We start from the raw sequence: 15,353 nt of genomic DNA, 5'->3' as shown, positions 1-15,353 counted from the left end.
CCAGTCTAGTCGGAGCTCGAGGGCGGGCCCGAAGGCAGGCCGCGGCGCCGCTGCAGACCAACACGGACCAGCGCAAGAAGCTCCTCGTCGGGCAGACCCGCCTTGGCCCCCGCTTTGATGAGATGTTCGACGGCGGCAGCCACTTCCGCTGCGGAGGCACCGGAGCCGGATGCATCGGACCCGGGCGCCTCGGCGTCCGACGCACTGTACGCCGGTAGCCCGACGACGACGGTTCCGTTCCTGCGCCGGGTCTCGATCAGCCCCGACTGTTCCAGTTCCTTGTACGCCCGGGCGACGGTCCCGGCAGCAAGACCCAGATCTGCCGCGAGGCTGCGGACTGCCGGCAAGCGAGTGCCGGCAGTGAGCCCGCCTGCGGCGATCAGCGCGCTGACCTGCAGCCGGATTTGCTCATAAGGGGGAGTGGGGGAACCGAGGTCCACCGAGATGCCCGCGGTCATCGGGCAGGTTCCACCGGTGTACGCCGGGTGGCCGGCGTGCTCCTGGGGCCGAAAGCGGTCACGGGAACCAGGGAAAGCACCACGGCGGCTACTACCAGCACGTACCCGCAGGCGGCTGCCGTCCCTTCCCACAGTCCCGCCGGAGCCGTCTGCATTCCCAGCAGCGCACTCCATGCCGGGCCTGCCGAAATCAGCAGGCCACCTGCTTGTGCCAGCAGGAAGGCGGCCAGAATCCGAACGATCCTGTTGAGCGTGACGGCGCGGAGCGCCGCGTCCAGTCCGTCATCCACGGTGACGCTGCCCACGGTGACGATGCCGCGGCGCCGGCGAACGGCTTGGGCGGCGGGCACAGCCGTGGCGGCGACGGCCGCAGTGGCCACCGCCGTCGGAATCCAGCTCGGGGCTCCAGGTGTTCCGGACGGAACGGCCGCTTCTCCGACGGCGGTCAGAACAACCAGGACTGCCAGCAGCAGCAGGCCAATGATCGCAGCGGTGAGGAGGGCGGGCGCCACCGGCTGGACGGGCCAGCCGCGGACTGCTGAGGCGGCGCCGTAATTCCGTTCCAGTAGCAGCTCGCCGGCCAGGATGGCCAGCAGGACGCACCCGGCCATCACAGCCGAGATGATGGTGGCACGGACCGGATTGGTGGAGCCCAGCAAGAACAAAACTCCCATGCCCGGCGCCACCGCGGCCAGCCCGAGGAGGGCGCCGAGGGACACGGTGAGCACCGCGGCGGGATGCTTCTCGCCGGGCAGATTCCGGACGATTTTCCGGGCGGAAGACGAAGCCCGGCGGATTTGGGCTTTCCGGGGCCGGAGGCTCGCCAGCTGCGGCGGCTGCCACAGCCACATCACGAACAGCACCATCATGGCGACCAGTGCGGCCGGGTTGGTCCAATCAGTGGTAACTGTGGGATCCGGCCGGGAAGCAAAGTTGCCGGCGATGGCTGCCAGTCCTGCGGCGACAGTCGAGACCGTCCGCAGCAGCCGGTTCATCGCGATGGTGCGGAGGAGGACGTTGTCGTCGGCATCAAGGGCTTCCAGCTGCCGGCGTCGGGAAATCAGCCACAGCACCAGAACCGTGCCGGCCGCGAGCAGCAGCAGCGCGGTAGCCAGGCAGGCCGCCAGTTCTGTGCCGGGAATCCGTCCGTCGCCGCCCACCGTGGGGCCAGCTTCCCCGCGGGGCGGGGAAGTGTAGGGCAAGGGACGGTACGCCGGTAGCGTGGCTGCCCACGCGATGGTTGCGGCGGAGGCAGCGAAAATGCCGAGCGTGGTCCACGCCAGTTTCCGCGGAAGAAAGTCCCTGACGCGCCGGACGGACAGGGTTGCCAGCCGGCGCGAACCCCGGGGACCGGGATAGCTGAGCTGGCCCAGCGCATGGACCCCAAGACAGCCGACGACCGGCCAGGCGAGCGCCTCCAGGATGTCCGCAGGTTGCGCCAGCGACGGCGTCTGGGGGTTGAGGAGAATGATGCCGGCGTTTGCTGCCCCTTGCAGGGTGCTCGCCAGCCAGCCGATCACGCCGACCCAGAGCGCATGGTCCGAAATGGACCTGGGCGAGGTGCCGCCGCCCGGCGCCCAGACAACCCAGCGCAACAGCCCGTAAATGCCCACTGCGGCCAGCAGCGGTCCCAGCAGCGCCATGGGCGGCAACTCAAACTGTAGTGGCATCAGACCCCCCAAATGATCCCGAAGCGCCATCTTTGTATCAAGTATTCGATACAAAGATGGCGGGGTCAAGGTGAAGGCCTGGACGGCGGTGGAGGCTCAGTCGTCGAAGGGCTTGAACTGCTCCACCGAGACGATCCTGCTCTTGCTGCCGTGCGCCACGTGGCAGATGATCATTTCCCCGGGGGCGAGATAGGGGTCTGCTACCGGCAGCAGGCCCCTGAGCCGCGGGGGCATGTAGCCGGCGAGCTGGCCCAGCACGGTGGGGAGGGCCGGACGGTGCGTGCACAGCACCACGGCGCGCTGCTTGTCGAATAACGCGTCCACCACGGCAGCGGTCTTCTTGGGATTGCGGGCATGCCGGTGCTCCGTGAGCGCATCCACGAGCTTCACCTTGGCGTCCGCTGACTTGACGTAGGGGGCGATGGTCGCCACGCAGCGAAGCCACGGGCTGCTGACCACGCGCAGCGGCTTCCACGCCTTCAGCAGCCGGTGCACGGCCTGGGCCTGGCGGATGCCGGTGGCTGCCAGGGGCCGTTCGCCTTCCGCTTTGGTCCATGACGACCGCGGTTTGGCCTTGGCATGGCGCACGATGACCAGCGGCCAGGTCTGCAGTTCCTTGCGGGCGTGCGCCGCGGCCAGGTATTCCAGCGGGGCCCGGTCCGAGGGGTTGGACAGCAGCTCGGCGGCACGCTCCGGTACGCACCACATGACGCTGTCCACTTCCTTGCCGTCGGGCCGCAGGGAATTGCCGGTGACCTCAACGGCCCAGTAGTGCACAACCTTCAGCCCGGCGGCGACATGGTAATGGATGGGCGGGAGCGGGATGCCCAGCGGCGCAACGAGCCCGATCTCCTCCTCCACCTCGCGGACTGCGCACTCGGGCACAGTCTCGCCCGGGTCGAGCTTGCCCTTGGGCCAGGACCAGTCGTCGTACCGCGGCCGGTGGATCAGGAGGACCTCCAGCTGGTCCTTCTTGACGCGCCAAGGCAGGGCGCCGGCGGCCGTGACGGCGACCGGCTCGCCCGGGTGATCGGTCTGATCCGCTATGGGTGAGTCGCTGCTCTTCAAAGGCCGGGTTCCTACCGCCGGACGACGGCGCGCTGCCGGGATCGTGATGCCAGCAGCCAGGACTGGACATCGTCCAGCTTGCTGCCGTCATCGCCGATGTGGTGGCGGGTCCACTCGCCGTCGCTGTCCAGGTGCCAGCTGGACGTCTCCGGGTCCATGTACCGGCGCATCAGGTCAAGGACGTAGGCGGTGTCCTCGCCGCCGGACAGCTGCACCAGCGCCTCCACCCGGCGGTCCAGGTTGCGGTGCATCATGTCCGCGGAGCCGATGTACACCACGGGGTCGCCTCCGTTGCTGAAGGCGAACACGCGGGAGTGTTCAAGGAAGCGGCCAAGGATGGAGCGGACCGTGATGTTCTCGCTCAGCCCGGGGATGCCGGGGCGCAGGGAGCAGATGCCGCGGACAATGACGTCCACCTTCACGCCGGCCTGGGAAGCGCGGTACAGGGAATCGATGATGGACTCGTCCACCATGGAGTTGACCTTGATCTGCACGCGCGCGGGGATGCCTGCGCGGGCATTGCGGATTTCGGCCTCGATCCTTTCGATCAGTCCCGAACGCACGGACCGGGGGGCCACCAGGAGCCGCTTGAAGGTCGACTTGGGGGCGTACCCGGAGAGCTGGTTGAACAGCTTGGACAGGTCCTCGCCCACCTGCTCGTTGGCCGTCAGGAGCCCGAGGTCCTCGTAGTAGCGCGCGGTGCGCGGGTGGTAGTTGCCGGTTCCGATGTGGCAGTAGCGGCGCAGCCCGTCCACTTCCTGGCGGACCACGAGGGACAGCTTGCAGTGGGTCTTCAGGCCCACGATGCCGTAGACCACATGGACGCCGGCCTGCTCCAGCTTGCGCGCCCAGGAGATGTTCGCCTGCTCGTCGAAGCGGGCCTTGATCTCCACGAGGGCCAGCACCTGCTTGCCCGCCTCGGCAGCGTCGATCAGGGCGTCGACGATGGGGGAGTCGCCGGACGTGCGGTACAGGGTCTGCTTGATGGCCTGCACCTTGGGGTCCGCCGCCGCCTGTTCCAGGAATGCCTGAACCGACGTGGAGAACGAATCGTAGGGGTGGTGCAGCAGGATGTCGCGGCGGCGCATCGCGGCGAAGACGTTCGCGGCCTTGGATGTCTCGGACTCGTTCAGGTACCGCGAGGTGTGGGGCACGTGCTTGGGGTAGTGCAGGTCCGCGCGGTCGATGTTGCCGATCACGGACAAGCCGCGCAGGTCCAGTGGTGCCGGAACTGAGTAGACCTCGGACTCGTCCACACCGAGCTCGCGGATGAGCAGGGCGCGGATGTTCGGGTTGATGTCGTTGGTGACCTCGAGCCGGACGGGCGGGCCGAACCGGCGGCGCAGCAGTTCCTTCTCAAGCGCCTGCAGGAGGTTCTCGGCGTCGTCCTCTTCCACCTCGACGTCCTCGTTGCGGGTCACACGGAAGGTGTGGTGCTCCAGGACCTCCATGCCGGCGAAGAGCTGGTCCAGGTGGACGGCGATGACTTCCTCGAGGGCGATGAACCGTGCCACGCGGCCGGGCACCGAGCCGGCCCGGGGACCGTCGATGGAAATCAGGCGGGGCAGCTGGTCCGGCACCTTGACGCGGGCGAACAGCTCCTTGTCACTGACCGGGTTCCGGACCACCACGGCCAGGTTCAGGGAAAGGCCCGAGATGTAGGGGAAGGGGTGGGCGGGGTCCACGGCCAGCGGGGTGAGGATGGGGAAGACCTTCTCCGCGAACATGGCGCTGAGCCGGTGCCGGGCCTCGTCGTCGAGTTCATCCCAGTGCATGAGGTGGATGTGCTCATAGGCCAGGGCCGGCCGGATCTGCTCCGCGTAGACCTGGGCGTGCCGCTGCTGCAGGCGGTGGGCCGCCTCGCCGATTTGCTCCAGGACCTGGACGGGGCTCAGGCCCGCCGGGGACGGGACGGCGAGTCCGGTGGCGATGCGGCGCTTCAGGCCGGCCACGCGGACCATGAAGAATTCATCGAGGTTGGACGCGAAGATCGAGAGGAAGTTGACGCGCTCCAGCAGGTACAGGGTGGGGTCTTCTGCCAGTTCGAGGACCCGGGCGTTGAACGCAAGCCAGCTCAGCTCGCGGTCCAGGAACCGGTCCGGGCTGATCTCTCCATCCGGCTCCAGGATGGCGGCGAACTCAGGAATGTCGATCCGGTCCTGTGTGGCGCGGGAGGCCGGCACTTCGGAGGAGCCGAACCGGGCGCGCACAGGCGCAGCCTTGATTTCGGTGGTGGCTGTTCCGGCGGATTCCGGTTGCATGCGCTCTCCTTGAGTACTGGCGGGTTTAGTTTCAACCTTACAAGCATTCAGGGGTCCGGGACCCGAAGATTTCGGGGCGGCCGGACCAAGCGTTAAAGAGCCGATTAACGCCCGTCAACCGGCCCGTACATCACGTCCATATCCCAGCGGGTGAAGCCCAGCCGCCGGTACAGCGAGACAGCCGGAGTGTTGTCCGCATCCGTGTACAGCATCACGGCGTGCAGGCCCTGCTGCTGGAGATGCCGGATCCCCGCGATGGTCAGCGCCTTGCCGAGGCCCATGCCCTGGGCTGCGGGCGTGACGCCCACCACGTAAACCTCACCGATGGCAGGGTGTGACCCGTGCTGCGGATGCACTTTGGTCCAGTGGTAGCCCAGGAGCCGCCCGTCCCGGCCCTCCGCCAGCAGGAAACCGGCGGGGTCGAACCAGGGTTCGTCCATCCGGGCCTGCAGGTCGGCCCTGGTCAGGGATCCTTGCTCCGGGTGGTGCGCGAACGCTTCCCGGTTGGCCACGAGCCAGGCTTCTTCGTCTTTCCCCGGCGCGAAGGCGCGGATCGAGACGCCGTCCGGAAGGCCGACGTCGGGCAGGTCAGCGGCGGCGGTGGTGAGCCGCATCTTCCACAGTTCCCGCACCGGGCCATAGCCGTACCGGGCCGCCAGGTCCGCGGCGGCCTCATGGTTGCCGTGCGACCATGCCTTGAGCCCGTCCAGGCCGCGCGATGACTTGAGCGTGCTGACGAGCCGGTCTGCCACGCCCTGGTTCCGGTAGCTGGGGTGCACTGCGATTTCCGCCACGCCTGTCCCGTCCGGCTCCTCGACGACCACGGCGAATCCGGCCAGGTCCTGTGCCGTGGCGGGGTCCGACTGCTCGTCCGGGGCGTAGAGGGCAAGGGTCAGCAGCATGTGCGGGCCCGTGTCCGCCGCGCGCATGGTCACGAGGGTCTGTTCGGAAATGGGCGGATTGCCGTCCGATTCCTCGGCGGCGGCCAGCAGGGCGCGGACGTCCCGCAGCAGCTCTTCATCCACGCCGCCCCTGATGACTAGGACGGGCCATTTCTCCGGGTGCGCAGGACTCATGCTGTAAGGCTATACGGACGCCACCCACGCGCGCCCGATTTGGAACATGCCGTGGCGCCCCGTATAGTCGTTACCTCAGCCGCCATTCATGGCAGGTTGTGAGGGGGATCCACCACTGGGGTGGCCTCGATACGTTCGACCCGTATGTCCTCCACTGATAAGTAGAAATACAGAACGGCCCGGCTCTGGTGAGCCGGGCCGTTCTGTATTTCTACTGCAGGTCCAGGCACTCTCCGCCGGCCCCTGGGGGTCCGGCCCGGGGCCTACGCCTCGGTGAGTTCGTCCTCCTGCTGGCGGATCAGGGTGAGCCGGTAGCCGACGTTGCGCACCGTGCTGATCAGGTTCTCGTGGTCGGCGCCCAGCTTGGCGCGCAGCCGCCGGACGTGGACGTCCACGGTCCGGGTGCCGCCGTAGTAGTCGTAGCCCCAGACCTCGGTGAGGAGCTGCTGCCGGGTAAATACCCGGCCGGGGTGCTGCGCCAGGTACTTCAGGAGTTCGAACTCCTTGAAGGTCAGGTTCAGTGCCGCGCCGTTGACGCGCGCCGTGTAGCTCGCCTCGTCAATAACGACGCCGGCGGCCCGGATCTCGGAGGGAGCCTCCTCCTGCTCCGGTACAGCCCGGGCGACAGAGAGGCGGATCCGTGCCTCCACCTCGGCGGGGCCGGCCGAGTCGAGCACGATGTCGTCGACGGCCCAGGCTGAGGATACGGCCGCCATGCCGCCCTCGGTGAGGATCAGCACCAGAGGTGCGCTGAGGCCGGTCGCCTTCAGGAGCTGGGTCAGGGAGCGGGCGCCCACTAGGTCCTTGCGCGCGTCCAGGAGGACGACGTCGCAAGGATCTGTCTCGAGCAGGGCGGTGGGCTCGGCGGGAAGGATATGCACCCGGTGGTTTAGGAGCTCCAGGGCAGGCAGAATGTCCACCGATGACCCGGTGCTGTTGGTCAGTAACAGGATGTGCGACATTATTCCTCCAAGGGGCTGTCCGCGCATCGTCGGGCGACTGAGCTGATGTCTGAGTATACCCAACGGCTCCCTGACGGACATGGGTGGGCCAGGCCCGCGCGCCTTGTTTACGACATATGGCGGTCACATAGGGCAGGATTGAAACCGTCAGGGGGCCGAGCCCCTGCCCGTCAACGGCACAGCCAGGATGAGGTCGCAGCAGATTTGAGTGCAGAGTCCGAGATGAGTACGCCAGGGCCTGCCCCCGAGGTGAGCGCTCCTGCCACTGGCGGCCGGACGCTCCGGTCATGGAGCATTGGAGTCGTTGGCCTGGCGGGCCTGGCAACGCTGGTGGCCAGCGTCTTCCGGACTCCGGACGTCCTCCTCGCGGTTGCCGTGCTTTTTGCCCTGGGGATCGGCGTCGGCTGGCCCCACTACCTGGGAATCCCTGCCAAGAAAACCCTCGCTGCCGTGATCGGACTGTCCGGGGCCGGCTCGGCCGTTGCGGCCACTTTCGCGGCCGCCCCCGGCTACCTCAACTGGACGCCCGGCTTCATTGCCCTCGGTGTCACGGCTGTCTTCATCGTCCAGCTGATGCGAGGCACTGGCCAGGCGCAGCGCCTCGAGTCGACACTCGGCTGCAGCGTGGGCGTCCTCCTCTCCTGCCTGGGGTCCGGATGGATCGCCGGCACCAGGTTCAACGGTGTCAAGGAGATGGTGCTGGTGGCCGGCATCAGCGCCGCCGTCGCACTGCTCGCCGGCCTCATCCGCTGGCCGGACCGGATCATTGCGCCACTGGGCATCACCCTGGCCGGACTGGCCGGGCCGCTCGCCGGGCTGGTGTTCTCCGACATCGCCGTTTTGCCCGCGGCAGTGTTCGGTGTGGTGGTCGGGGCGGTCCTAGTCAGTTTCCGCCGGCTCGTGACTCTCCGGGGCGCTCCGCTGAACTTTCCGGCTGCCCTGGGCATGGGCCTGGCGCCCATTTCGGCGGTCGGTTCGCTCGCCTACTTCATAGACAAACTACTCATCTCCTGACGGGTTAGGATGGCATCATGTCCGTACTTGCATTTGAAATCTTCTTCCTTGTCCTGCTCGGCGTTGCCAGCCTTTCCATGGCCTGGTTTGCCGGTTTTGTTGTCTACCGCCTGTTCAAGGGACAGCGGTAAACCCCTGCTTAGCGGTTTCGAGAGGTAGCGGCTGTGCCTATTGAAATTCCTACAGACCTGACCCCCGAACTGGTTCCCCTCTCCTGGCTCATCGGTGAGTGGGAGGGCCGTGGCCGGCTCGGGGCCGGTGATGAAAGCTCAGAGCACTTCCTGCAGCATGTTTCCTTCACCCACAATGGTCTGCCGTACCTGCAGTACCGTGCGGAAAGCTGGCTGACCGACGAGGACGGCACCAAGCTCCGGCCCCTCACAGTTGAGACCGGTTTTTGGGCCCTGGAGCGCAAACAGCTGGAGGCCGACAGCGGCCCCGGCCTTGTTCCCGGGGACATCGTGCCCGTGCTGAAAAGCGCTGACGAGGTTGAGGCGCTCCGCAACAAGGACGGTGGCTTCGACATCTCGGTGTCCATCAGCCACCCGGGCGGCATCTCGGAGCTGTACTACGGGCAGATCAAGGGCCCGCAGATCCAGCTCAGCACCGACATGGTGATGCGCGGCAGCCACTCCAAGGACTACAGCGCGGCCACCCGGATCTTCGGGCTGGTCGAGGGCAACCTCCTCTGGCGGTGGGATGTGGCCACCGGCAGCCCGTCCGCAGGCACCGCGGCTGCTGAACCGGGCAATGGCCTGGAGGCCCACGCCTCGGCGTTCCTTAACAAGGTCTCCTGAACTCAGCCACCCGCTGCTGCGCACACCGCTGCTGCACCCGGCTGCTCCGAAACCCTGTTCCGCCGCGCTCCTTTCGGTTACTTTGGCCTCAGGTCTCCACGCCTGAGTCCAAAGTAACCCGATGGAGTGTCCGATGGATGAGTCCCAGCCGCCGGCTGACTACAGCGACCTCAAGGCCGTGTACTTCAACGGCACCCTCAAGCGTTCGCCGGAGAAGAGCAACACCGAGGGCCTGATCACGGTGAGCCGGCTGATCATGGAGAAGCAGGGCGTGACCACCCGGGTCATCCGGACTGTCGACCACGACATCGCCAGCGGCGTTTACCCGGACATGCGCGAGCATGGCTGGGCGACCGATGAATGGCCGGAGCTGTACCCGGCCGTCAAGGACGCGGACATCGTGGTGGTGGCCGGACCCATCTGGCTGGGGGACAACTCCTCACAGACCAAGAAGCTCATCGAGCGGCTCTACGCCCATTCGGGCCAGCTCAACGAGAAGGGCCAGTGGGCCTTTTATCCGAAGGTGGGCGGTTGCCTGATCACCGGCAACGAGGACGGCATCAAGCACTGTTCCATGAACGTCCTCTACAGCCTGCAGCACATCGGCTTCTCCATCCCGCCGCAGGCCGACGCGGGCTGGATCGGCCCCGTCGGGCCGGGACCCAGCTACCTGGACGAGGGTTCGGGCGGTCCGGAGAGCGACTTCACGAACCGGAACACCACGTTCATGACGTGGAACCTCCTGCACCTGGCCCGGACGCTCAAGGACGCCGGCGGAATTCCCGCCTATGGCAACCTTCCGGAAGAATGGAAGGCCGGAACCAAGTTCGGTTTCGAAAACCCGGAATACCGCTAGGTGGCCGGAATACCCTCCCAGCCAAGGACGTTCCCCTTCATATGACTACCAAGAGCCCTCTGTTGTCGCGCCCTGGCGCCGTTGAAGCGGGCGGCGCCGACGCCGGCGTCGCGTCCCATTACGGCGAACCGCTGCGGGAGCAGCGCGCCCTCGCGGCAGGGACCGCCGTCGTTGATCTTTCCCACCGCGGCGTGGTGACGGTCACCGGACCGGACCGCCTGAGCTGGCTGAACACCCTGTCGTCCCAGCAGGTCACCAATCTCAAGCCCGGCGAGTCCAGCGAACTGCTGCTCCTGAGTGTGCAGGGCCGCATCGAATTCGATGCGCGCGTGGTGGACGACGGCGGGACCACCTGGCTGATTGTCGAGGCGGCCGAAGCGGGTCCCCTGGCCGAGTGGCTGACCAGGATGAAGTTCATGCTCCGCGTCGAGGTGGCGGACGTGTCGGCCGACTGGGCAGTTGTTGGGTCCACCAAGGCCGTGCCCGAATGGTCCGGCCTGCAAGTGTGGCAGGACCCCTGGCCGCACGTCGGTGCGGGCGGGTACGCCTACTCCGTGGTTCCGGAGGACACCCACCCGGGGGCCGAACGCCCGTGGTTTGAATATCTCGTGCCCGCGGCGGAGCTTGAGCAGACGGTGGGGGACCGCAAGCTCGCCGGCGTCCTCTCCGCCGAAGCCCTGCGCGTGGCTGCCTGGCGTCCGCGGCTCGGTGCCGAAACGGACGACAAGACCATCCCGCACGAACTGGACCTGCTGCGCACCGCCGTGCACCTGGCCAAGGGCTGCTACAAAGGCCAGGAGACCATCGCCCGCGTCCACAACCTTGGCCACCCGCCGCGGCGCCTGGTGTTCCTGCAGCTCGACGGGTCCCAGCACACCTTGCCGGCCGCCGGCAGCGAGGTCCTGGTGGGGGAGCGCAAGGTGGGCGCCGTGACGTCCGTGGCGCAGCACTATGAGATGGGCCCCATCGCGCTGGCCGTCATCAAGCGTTCTGTCGCGCCGGATGAAATACTGACGGTAATGGACGGGGATGAACCGTACACAGCCGCGCAGGAAGTAATCGTGGCGCCCGACGCCGGCCAGGTGGTCGGAAGGCAGACAGGATTCCTGAGGGGGACCCACAGATGACAGACTCCACCGCGCCCGGAGACCAGGCTCAGCAGCAGCCGGATGAGGAAACCCTCGCCCTGGCGCACACCCTCTTCGACGCCGCCCGCAACGGCGAGACGGAGCTGCTGCGCAGCTACCTCAACGCCGGCGCCCCGGCCACGCTGACCAACTCCGCGGGCGACTCGCTGCTCATGCTCGCCGCCTACCACGGCTTTGCCGAGACCGTGCAGCTGATCCTCCACCACGGCGGTGACGCCAACGGAGCCAACGACCGCGGACAGACACCGCTGGCCGGCGCCGTCTTCAAGGGCTACTCGGACGTCGCCCGGGTGCTGCTTGACGCCGGAGCAGATCCCGACGCCGGCACCCCCTCCGCGCGTGCCGCCGCCCAGATGTTCGCCCGGACCGACATCCTGGAATTGCTGGGCTGAGCACTTGGAGAACGTCAGCAGGCCGTGGCCTGCACTCTGGTCCCTCGTCATCGGATTCTTCATGATCCTGATCGACACCACGATCGTTTCGGTGGCCAACCCGCGCATCATGGAGGGGCTGGACACGGACATCAACGCCGTCATCTGGGTCACCAGCGCCTATCTGTTGGCCTATGCGGTGCCGTTGCTGATCACCGGCAGGCTCGGTGACAGGTTCGGGCCCAAGCGGCTGTACCTGTCCGGCCTGGTGGTCTTCACCCTCGCCTCGCTGTGGTGCGGACTCTCCGGCAATGTGCAGATGCTGATCGCGGCGCGCGTTCTCCAGGGGCTGGGTGCAGCGCTGATGACGCCGCAGACCATGGCCGTGATCACGCGCATCTTCCCGCCGGACCGGCGCGGCGCCGCCATGGGTCTGTGGGGTGCCACTGCCGGCGTGGCCACGCTGGTGGGCCCGATTCTCGGCGGCGTGCTGGTGGACGGGCTTGGCTGGGAGTGGATCTTCTTCATCAACGTACCCATCGGGATCGTCGGCTTCATCCTCGCCTGGCGGCTGGTGCCGTCCCTGACCACCCACCCGCATAAGTTCGACATCCCCGGCGTGGTGCTCAGCGCCGTCGGGCTTTTCCTGCTTGTCTTTGGCATCCAGGAGGGCGAGACCTACAACTGGGGCACCATCACCGGTCCGGTCACGGTGTGGGGGCTGATCATCAGCGGCCTCGTTGTGCTGGTGCTTTTTGTCGTGTGGCAGGCGGTCAACAAGGGTGAGCCGCTGCTTCCGCTGGGTCTCTTCAAGGACCGAAATTTCTCGCTTGCCAACATCGGGATCACCACGGTGGGGTTCACCGTCACAGCTTTTGGGCTGCCGCTAATTTTCTATTACCAGATGGTGCGGGACATGACCCCGACGCAGTCGGCCCTGATGATGGTGCCGATGGCGCTGATTTCCGGCGGACTGGCGCCCGTTGTGGGGCGGATTATCGACAGGGTCAACCCCAAATACATCACATCCACCGGGCTGCTGCTCATGGCCGCGGCGCTGTTCTGGAATTCAGCCCTCATGCACCCGGACACCCCGGTGTGGCTGTTCCTGCTCCCCAGCGCGGTGCTTGGCTTCGCGAACGCAGGCATCTGGGCGCCCCTAAGTTCCACCGCCACCCGCAACCTGCCCGTGCGGCAGGCGGGGGCCGGGGCGGGCGTCTACAACACCACCCGGCAGATCGGCGCTGTCCTCGGCAGTGCCGCCATCGCCGTCCTCATGCAGGCCCGGCTCGCGGCGGAACTCCCGGCGGCACCGGGCGCATCCGACGGAGCCGGGGGTGAAGCCGGCGGCTTCGGCGGCCAGCTGCCTCCGGCCCTCCATGAGGGCTTCGCGACGGCGATGGGCCAGTCGATCATGTTGCCTGCAGCTGTGATCGTGCTCGGCGCAGCGGTGGCACTGTTCTTCGCCCGGCCCAAGGCAGTACAGGGCTGGGGCGGACAGCAGCCGGCCGCCGACCAGGACGCGGAGGCGACAACGCGCTAGCAGCCTGGCGGCGGCTAGCCGAGCAGCGCGCTGGTTTGGATGCCGCCGGTGGAAAAGCCCAGGCTGCGTGCCGTGGCCAGCGAGCCCTTGTTGCTCACGTCGGTGCGCCACTGCAGCGTCAGCCCGGAGGCCAGCGCTTCGTGGGCAGCCACGGAGGCCGCGAGCGATCCCAGTCCGCGGCGGCGCCACCCGGGGGCCACGAGAACCCCCATGTTCGCCAGGATGCCTTCCCATTCCGAGTAGGCGCCGCAGGCCACCGGCGCGCGCTGCCCCTCGTCGTCGTGCATGATGGTGTACCGGTTCTCGAGGTCAGACAGGCCCACCTCGTTCACGTCATCGGGCGGGCACAGGCCTTCAAGCTCAATGGCCTCGGGGTTGCCGTGCGATACCGTCAGGTCCTCCGCCGGCTGCAGCAGCGGCAGGTCGTCGGCAAAGAAGAGCGCGGCGGAGCCCTGGCCATGTCCGCCGTGCCGGCGGGTGATGGTCAGCAGGGTAACGTGCTGGGCCATCTCCTCGTCCGAGATTCCGGCCGCGGCGTCCAGCGCCCACTGCGGACCCACCAGGGCCGAGCTGCCGAACAGCCGCACGAATTCGACCGAGTGCGCGGAGTCGTCCACCCTGGTGATCCGCTCGCCGGTTTCCAGCGCACGGGCGAACGCGCCGTCGTCGAGCCCCAGGCGGCGCGCCCAGGCAAGCTGGATGATGGCGGCGGATCCGGGGTCAAGACTCATGATCCCAGCCTACCGAGAAGCGCGAACTGGCAGATAATGCCCTCAAAAACCAAAAAACAGGGCATTAACTGCCAGTTCGCGCCGCTGGAAGCCGGACGGGAGTGGGAGCGGGGCTTAGCCGAACAGGACCGCGGCCTCGTCGTAGCGGTGCTGCGGGACGGTCTTGAGCTTGCCCAGCGCGGCTTCGAAGCCCACATGGTCAATGTCGGTGCCGCTCAGCGACACCATGGTGCCCCAGCGCCCTTCGACCACGGAGTCGACGGCGGCCATGCCCAGCCGGGTGGCCAGGACGCGGTCGAAAGCGGACGGGACGCCGCCGCGCTGGATGTGGCCCAGGATAGTGGCGCGGGTCTCGATGCCGGTCCTGGCTTCGATTTCCGGGGCCAGCTGGTCGGCGATCCCGCCCAGCCGCGGCCGGCCGAAAGTGTCCAGCCCGCGTTCGGAGTGCGGCGATTCCATGTGCTCCGGCACGAATCCCTCGGCCACCACCACCAGCGGCGCACGACCACGGTCATGGGCCTCGGTCACCCATTTGGTGATCTGCTCGATGCTGGTCTTCTGCTCCGGAATCAGGATGGCGTGGGCGCCCGAGGCCATGCCTGCGTGCAGGGCGATCCAGCCGACGTGGCGGCCCATGACCTCGGCGATCATGCAGCGGTGGTGGGATTCGCCGGTGGTCCGCAGCCGGTCGATGGCCTCGGTGGCAATCTGGACGGCGGTGTCGAAACCGAAGGTGTAGTCCGTGGCGTCGAGGTCGTTGTCAACGGTCTTGGGAACGCCGACGATCTTCAGGCCGGCGTCGGTGAGGCGTTTTGCGGCCGCAAGGGTTCCCTCGCCGCCGATGGCGATGATGGCGTCGATTCCCAGCCGGTCCATGTGGGCCTTGATGACGTCCGGTCCGCCGCCGTTCTCGAACGGGTTGGTGCGGGAGGTGCCCAGAATGGTGCCGCCCTGCTTGGCAATACCGCGGACAAGAGTACGGGGAATAGGGATGATGTCACCCTCAACCACTCCGCGCCAACCGTCGAGGAACCCCACGAATTCGTGGCCGTGGATGGCAATGCCCTTGAGGACAGCGCCGCGGATAACCGCGTTAAGTCCGGGGCAGTCGCCGCCGCTGGTGAGGATTCCGATTTTCATTTTCTTGGCTCAAATCCTGGTTCGAAGGTTTTACGGGCAGAGCGCCACGCTGAGCTCAATTAGAGATTCTAGTGCGGAGTGTGGGGTAGGACACAAACGGTTACAGCCCCGGTGGTCCGGACGCAGGGGTCTGGACGCGGCGGTCAGGACGCCGGGGCCCGGAGACCGGGACCCGAATACGGGACCGGTAACGGCCGGGACGGCAGAGCGCCCCCGTTCCGGCGGGAACAGGGGCGCTGCGTAAAACGGTGTACGCGG

The 15,353-nt window shown here is 67.3% G+C and carries 14 protein-coding genes; 6 read left to right on the top strand and 8 right to left on the bottom strand.

Translation table 11 applies throughout. The annotated features are described in order from the left end of the window. Positions 1-5: 5 nt before the first annotated feature. The 6 genes from LFT45_RS16085 to LFT45_RS16060 form a co-directional block, all read right to left on the bottom strand. Positions 6-458: a GntR family transcriptional regulator gene (locus tag LFT45_RS16085; RefSeq protein ID WP_236804568.1), complete on the bottom strand. Its 453-nt coding sequence runs from the start codon at positions 456-458 to the stop codon at positions 6-8. After that, positions 455-2,128 carry a hypothetical protein gene (locus tag LFT45_RS16080; RefSeq protein WP_236804566.1) on the bottom strand — a complete coding sequence of 558 codons (1,674 nt, stop codon included), beginning with the start codon at positions 2,126-2,128 and terminating at the stop codon, positions 455-457. The genes LFT45_RS16085 and LFT45_RS16080 overlap by 4 nt, the downstream gene beginning before the upstream one ends. A gap of 96 nt (positions 2,129-2,224) precedes the next feature. Beyond that, positions 2,225-3,196, bottom strand: a complete 972-nt coding sequence (locus LFT45_RS16075) for an NUDIX hydrolase (RefSeq protein WP_236804564.1) — start codon at positions 3,194-3,196, stop codon at positions 2,225-2,227. A gap of 11 nt (positions 3,197-3,207) precedes the next feature. Beyond that, positions 3,208-5,457, bottom strand: coding sequence for an RNA degradosome polyphosphate kinase (locus tag LFT45_RS16070; RefSeq protein WP_236804562.1), 2,250 nt, complete (start codon positions 5,455-5,457; stop codon positions 3,208-3,210). A 104-nt stretch (positions 5,458-5,561) separates the two neighbouring features. Next, the gene (gene mshD / locus LFT45_RS16065; RefSeq protein ID WP_236804560.1) at positions 5,562-6,533 is read right to left on the bottom strand and encodes a mycothiol synthase; all 972 of its coding nucleotides are present in this window, start codon (positions 6,531-6,533) and stop codon (positions 5,562-5,564) included. Between the two features lie 263 nt (positions 6,534-6,796). Beyond that, positions 6,797-7,495 (bottom strand): winged helix-turn-helix transcriptional regulator, encoded by a 699-nt coding sequence (locus LFT45_RS16060; RefSeq protein WP_236804559.1) that lies wholly within the window; start codon positions 7,493-7,495, stop codon positions 6,797-6,799. A gap of 222 nt (positions 7,496-7,717) precedes the next feature. Here LFT45_RS16060 and LFT45_RS16055 point away from each other — a divergent pair, with 222 nt between their 5' ends. The 6 genes from LFT45_RS16055 to LFT45_RS16030 all read left to right on the top strand — a co-directional run bounded on the left by LFT45_RS16055 (position 7,718) and on the right by LFT45_RS16030 (position 13,224). Further along, positions 7,718-8,509 (top strand): permease, encoded by a 792-nt coding sequence (locus tag LFT45_RS16055; RefSeq protein ID WP_236804557.1) that lies wholly within the window; start codon positions 7,718-7,720, stop codon positions 8,507-8,509. Between the two features lie 164 nt (positions 8,510-8,673). Then, positions 8,674-9,306, top strand: coding sequence for an FABP family protein (locus LFT45_RS16050; RefSeq protein WP_236804556.1), 633 nt, complete (start codon positions 8,674-8,676; stop codon positions 9,304-9,306). A 133-nt stretch (positions 9,307-9,439) separates the two neighbouring features. Then, complete coding sequence (locus tag LFT45_RS16045; RefSeq protein ID WP_236804554.1) at positions 9,440-10,162, top strand: flavodoxin family protein; 723 nt, start codon at positions 9,440-9,442, stop codon at positions 10,160-10,162. Between the two features lie 41 nt (positions 10,163-10,203). Further along, positions 10,204-11,289: a CAF17-like 4Fe-4S cluster assembly/insertion protein YgfZ gene (gene ygfZ, locus LFT45_RS16040; protein WP_236804552.1), complete on the top strand. Its 1,086-nt coding sequence runs from the start codon at positions 10,204-10,206 to the stop codon at positions 11,287-11,289. Continuing rightward, positions 11,286-11,702 carry an ankyrin repeat domain-containing protein gene (locus LFT45_RS16035; RefSeq protein WP_236804550.1) on the top strand — a complete coding sequence of 139 codons (417 nt, stop codon included), beginning with the start codon at positions 11,286-11,288 and terminating at the stop codon, positions 11,700-11,702. Before ygfZ ends, LFT45_RS16035 begins: the two co-directional genes overlap by 4 nt. Before the next feature lie 4 nt (positions 11,703-11,706). Further along, the gene (locus tag LFT45_RS16030; RefSeq protein ID WP_236804548.1) at positions 11,707-13,224 is read left to right on the top strand and encodes a DHA2 family efflux MFS transporter permease subunit; all 1,518 of its coding nucleotides are present in this window, start codon (positions 11,707-11,709) and stop codon (positions 13,222-13,224) included. A 14-nt stretch (positions 13,225-13,238) separates the two neighbouring features. Here LFT45_RS16030 and LFT45_RS16025 read toward each other — a convergent pair whose 3' ends face one another. Both LFT45_RS16025 and LFT45_RS16020 read right to left on the bottom strand, forming a co-directional pair. After that, positions 13,239-13,955, bottom strand: coding sequence for a GNAT family N-acetyltransferase (locus LFT45_RS16025; protein WP_236804546.1), 717 nt, complete (start codon positions 13,953-13,955; stop codon positions 13,239-13,241). A gap of 114 nt (positions 13,956-14,069) precedes the next feature. Further along, the gene (locus tag LFT45_RS16020; protein WP_236804544.1) at positions 14,070-15,095 is read right to left on the bottom strand and encodes a 6-phosphofructokinase; all 1,026 of its coding nucleotides are present in this window, start codon (positions 15,093-15,095) and stop codon (positions 14,070-14,072) included. Between the last annotated feature and the right edge of the window lie 258 nt (positions 15,096-15,353).

Source organism: Arthrobacter sp. FW305-BF8, assembly GCF_021789315.1.
Taxonomy (GTDB): domain Bacteria; phylum Actinomycetota; class Actinomycetes; order Actinomycetales; family Micrococcaceae; genus Arthrobacter.
This window is presented reverse-complemented; position numbering and strand designations above follow the sequence as displayed.

Bases quoted from the DNA above. Each gene is read 5' to 3' on its own strand.
- LFT45_RS16085 (WP_236804568.1), bottom strand. From the start codon at position 458: ATGACCGCGGGCATCTCGGTGGACCTCGGTTCCCCCACTCCCCCTTAT.
- LFT45_RS16080 (WP_236804566.1), bottom strand. From the start codon at position 2,128: ATGCCACTACAGTTTGAGTTGCCGCCCATGGCGCTGCTGGGACCGCTG.
- LFT45_RS16070 (WP_236804562.1), bottom strand. From the start codon at position 5,457: ATGCAACCGGAATCCGCCGGAACAGCCACCACCGAAATCAAGGCTGCG.
- mshD (WP_236804560.1), bottom strand. From the start codon at position 6,533: ATGAGTCCTGCGCACCCGGAGAAATGGCCCGTCCTAGTCATCAGGGGC.
- LFT45_RS16060 (WP_236804559.1), bottom strand. From the start codon at position 7,495: ATGTCGCACATCCTGTTACTGACCAACAGCACCGGGTCATCGGTGGAC.
- LFT45_RS16055 (WP_236804557.1), top strand. From the start codon at position 7,718: ATGAGTACGCCAGGGCCTGCCCCCGAGGTGAGCGCTCCTGCCACTGGC.
- LFT45_RS16045 (WP_236804554.1), top strand. From the start codon at position 9,440: ATGGATGAGTCCCAGCCGCCGGCTGACTACAGCGACCTCAAGGCCGTG.
- ygfZ (WP_236804552.1), top strand. From the start codon at position 10,204: ATGACTACCAAGAGCCCTCTGTTGTCGCGCCCTGGCGCCGTTGAAGCG.
- LFT45_RS16035 (WP_236804550.1), top strand. From the start codon at position 11,286: ATGACAGACTCCACCGCGCCCGGAGACCAGGCTCAGCAGCAGCCGGAT.
- LFT45_RS16025 (WP_236804546.1), bottom strand. From the start codon at position 13,955: ATGAGTCTTGACCCCGGATCCGCCGCCATCATCCAGCTTGCCTGGGCG.
- LFT45_RS16020 (WP_236804544.1), bottom strand. From the start codon at position 15,095: ATGAAAATCGGAATCCTCACCAGCGGCGGCGACTGCCCCGGACTTAAC.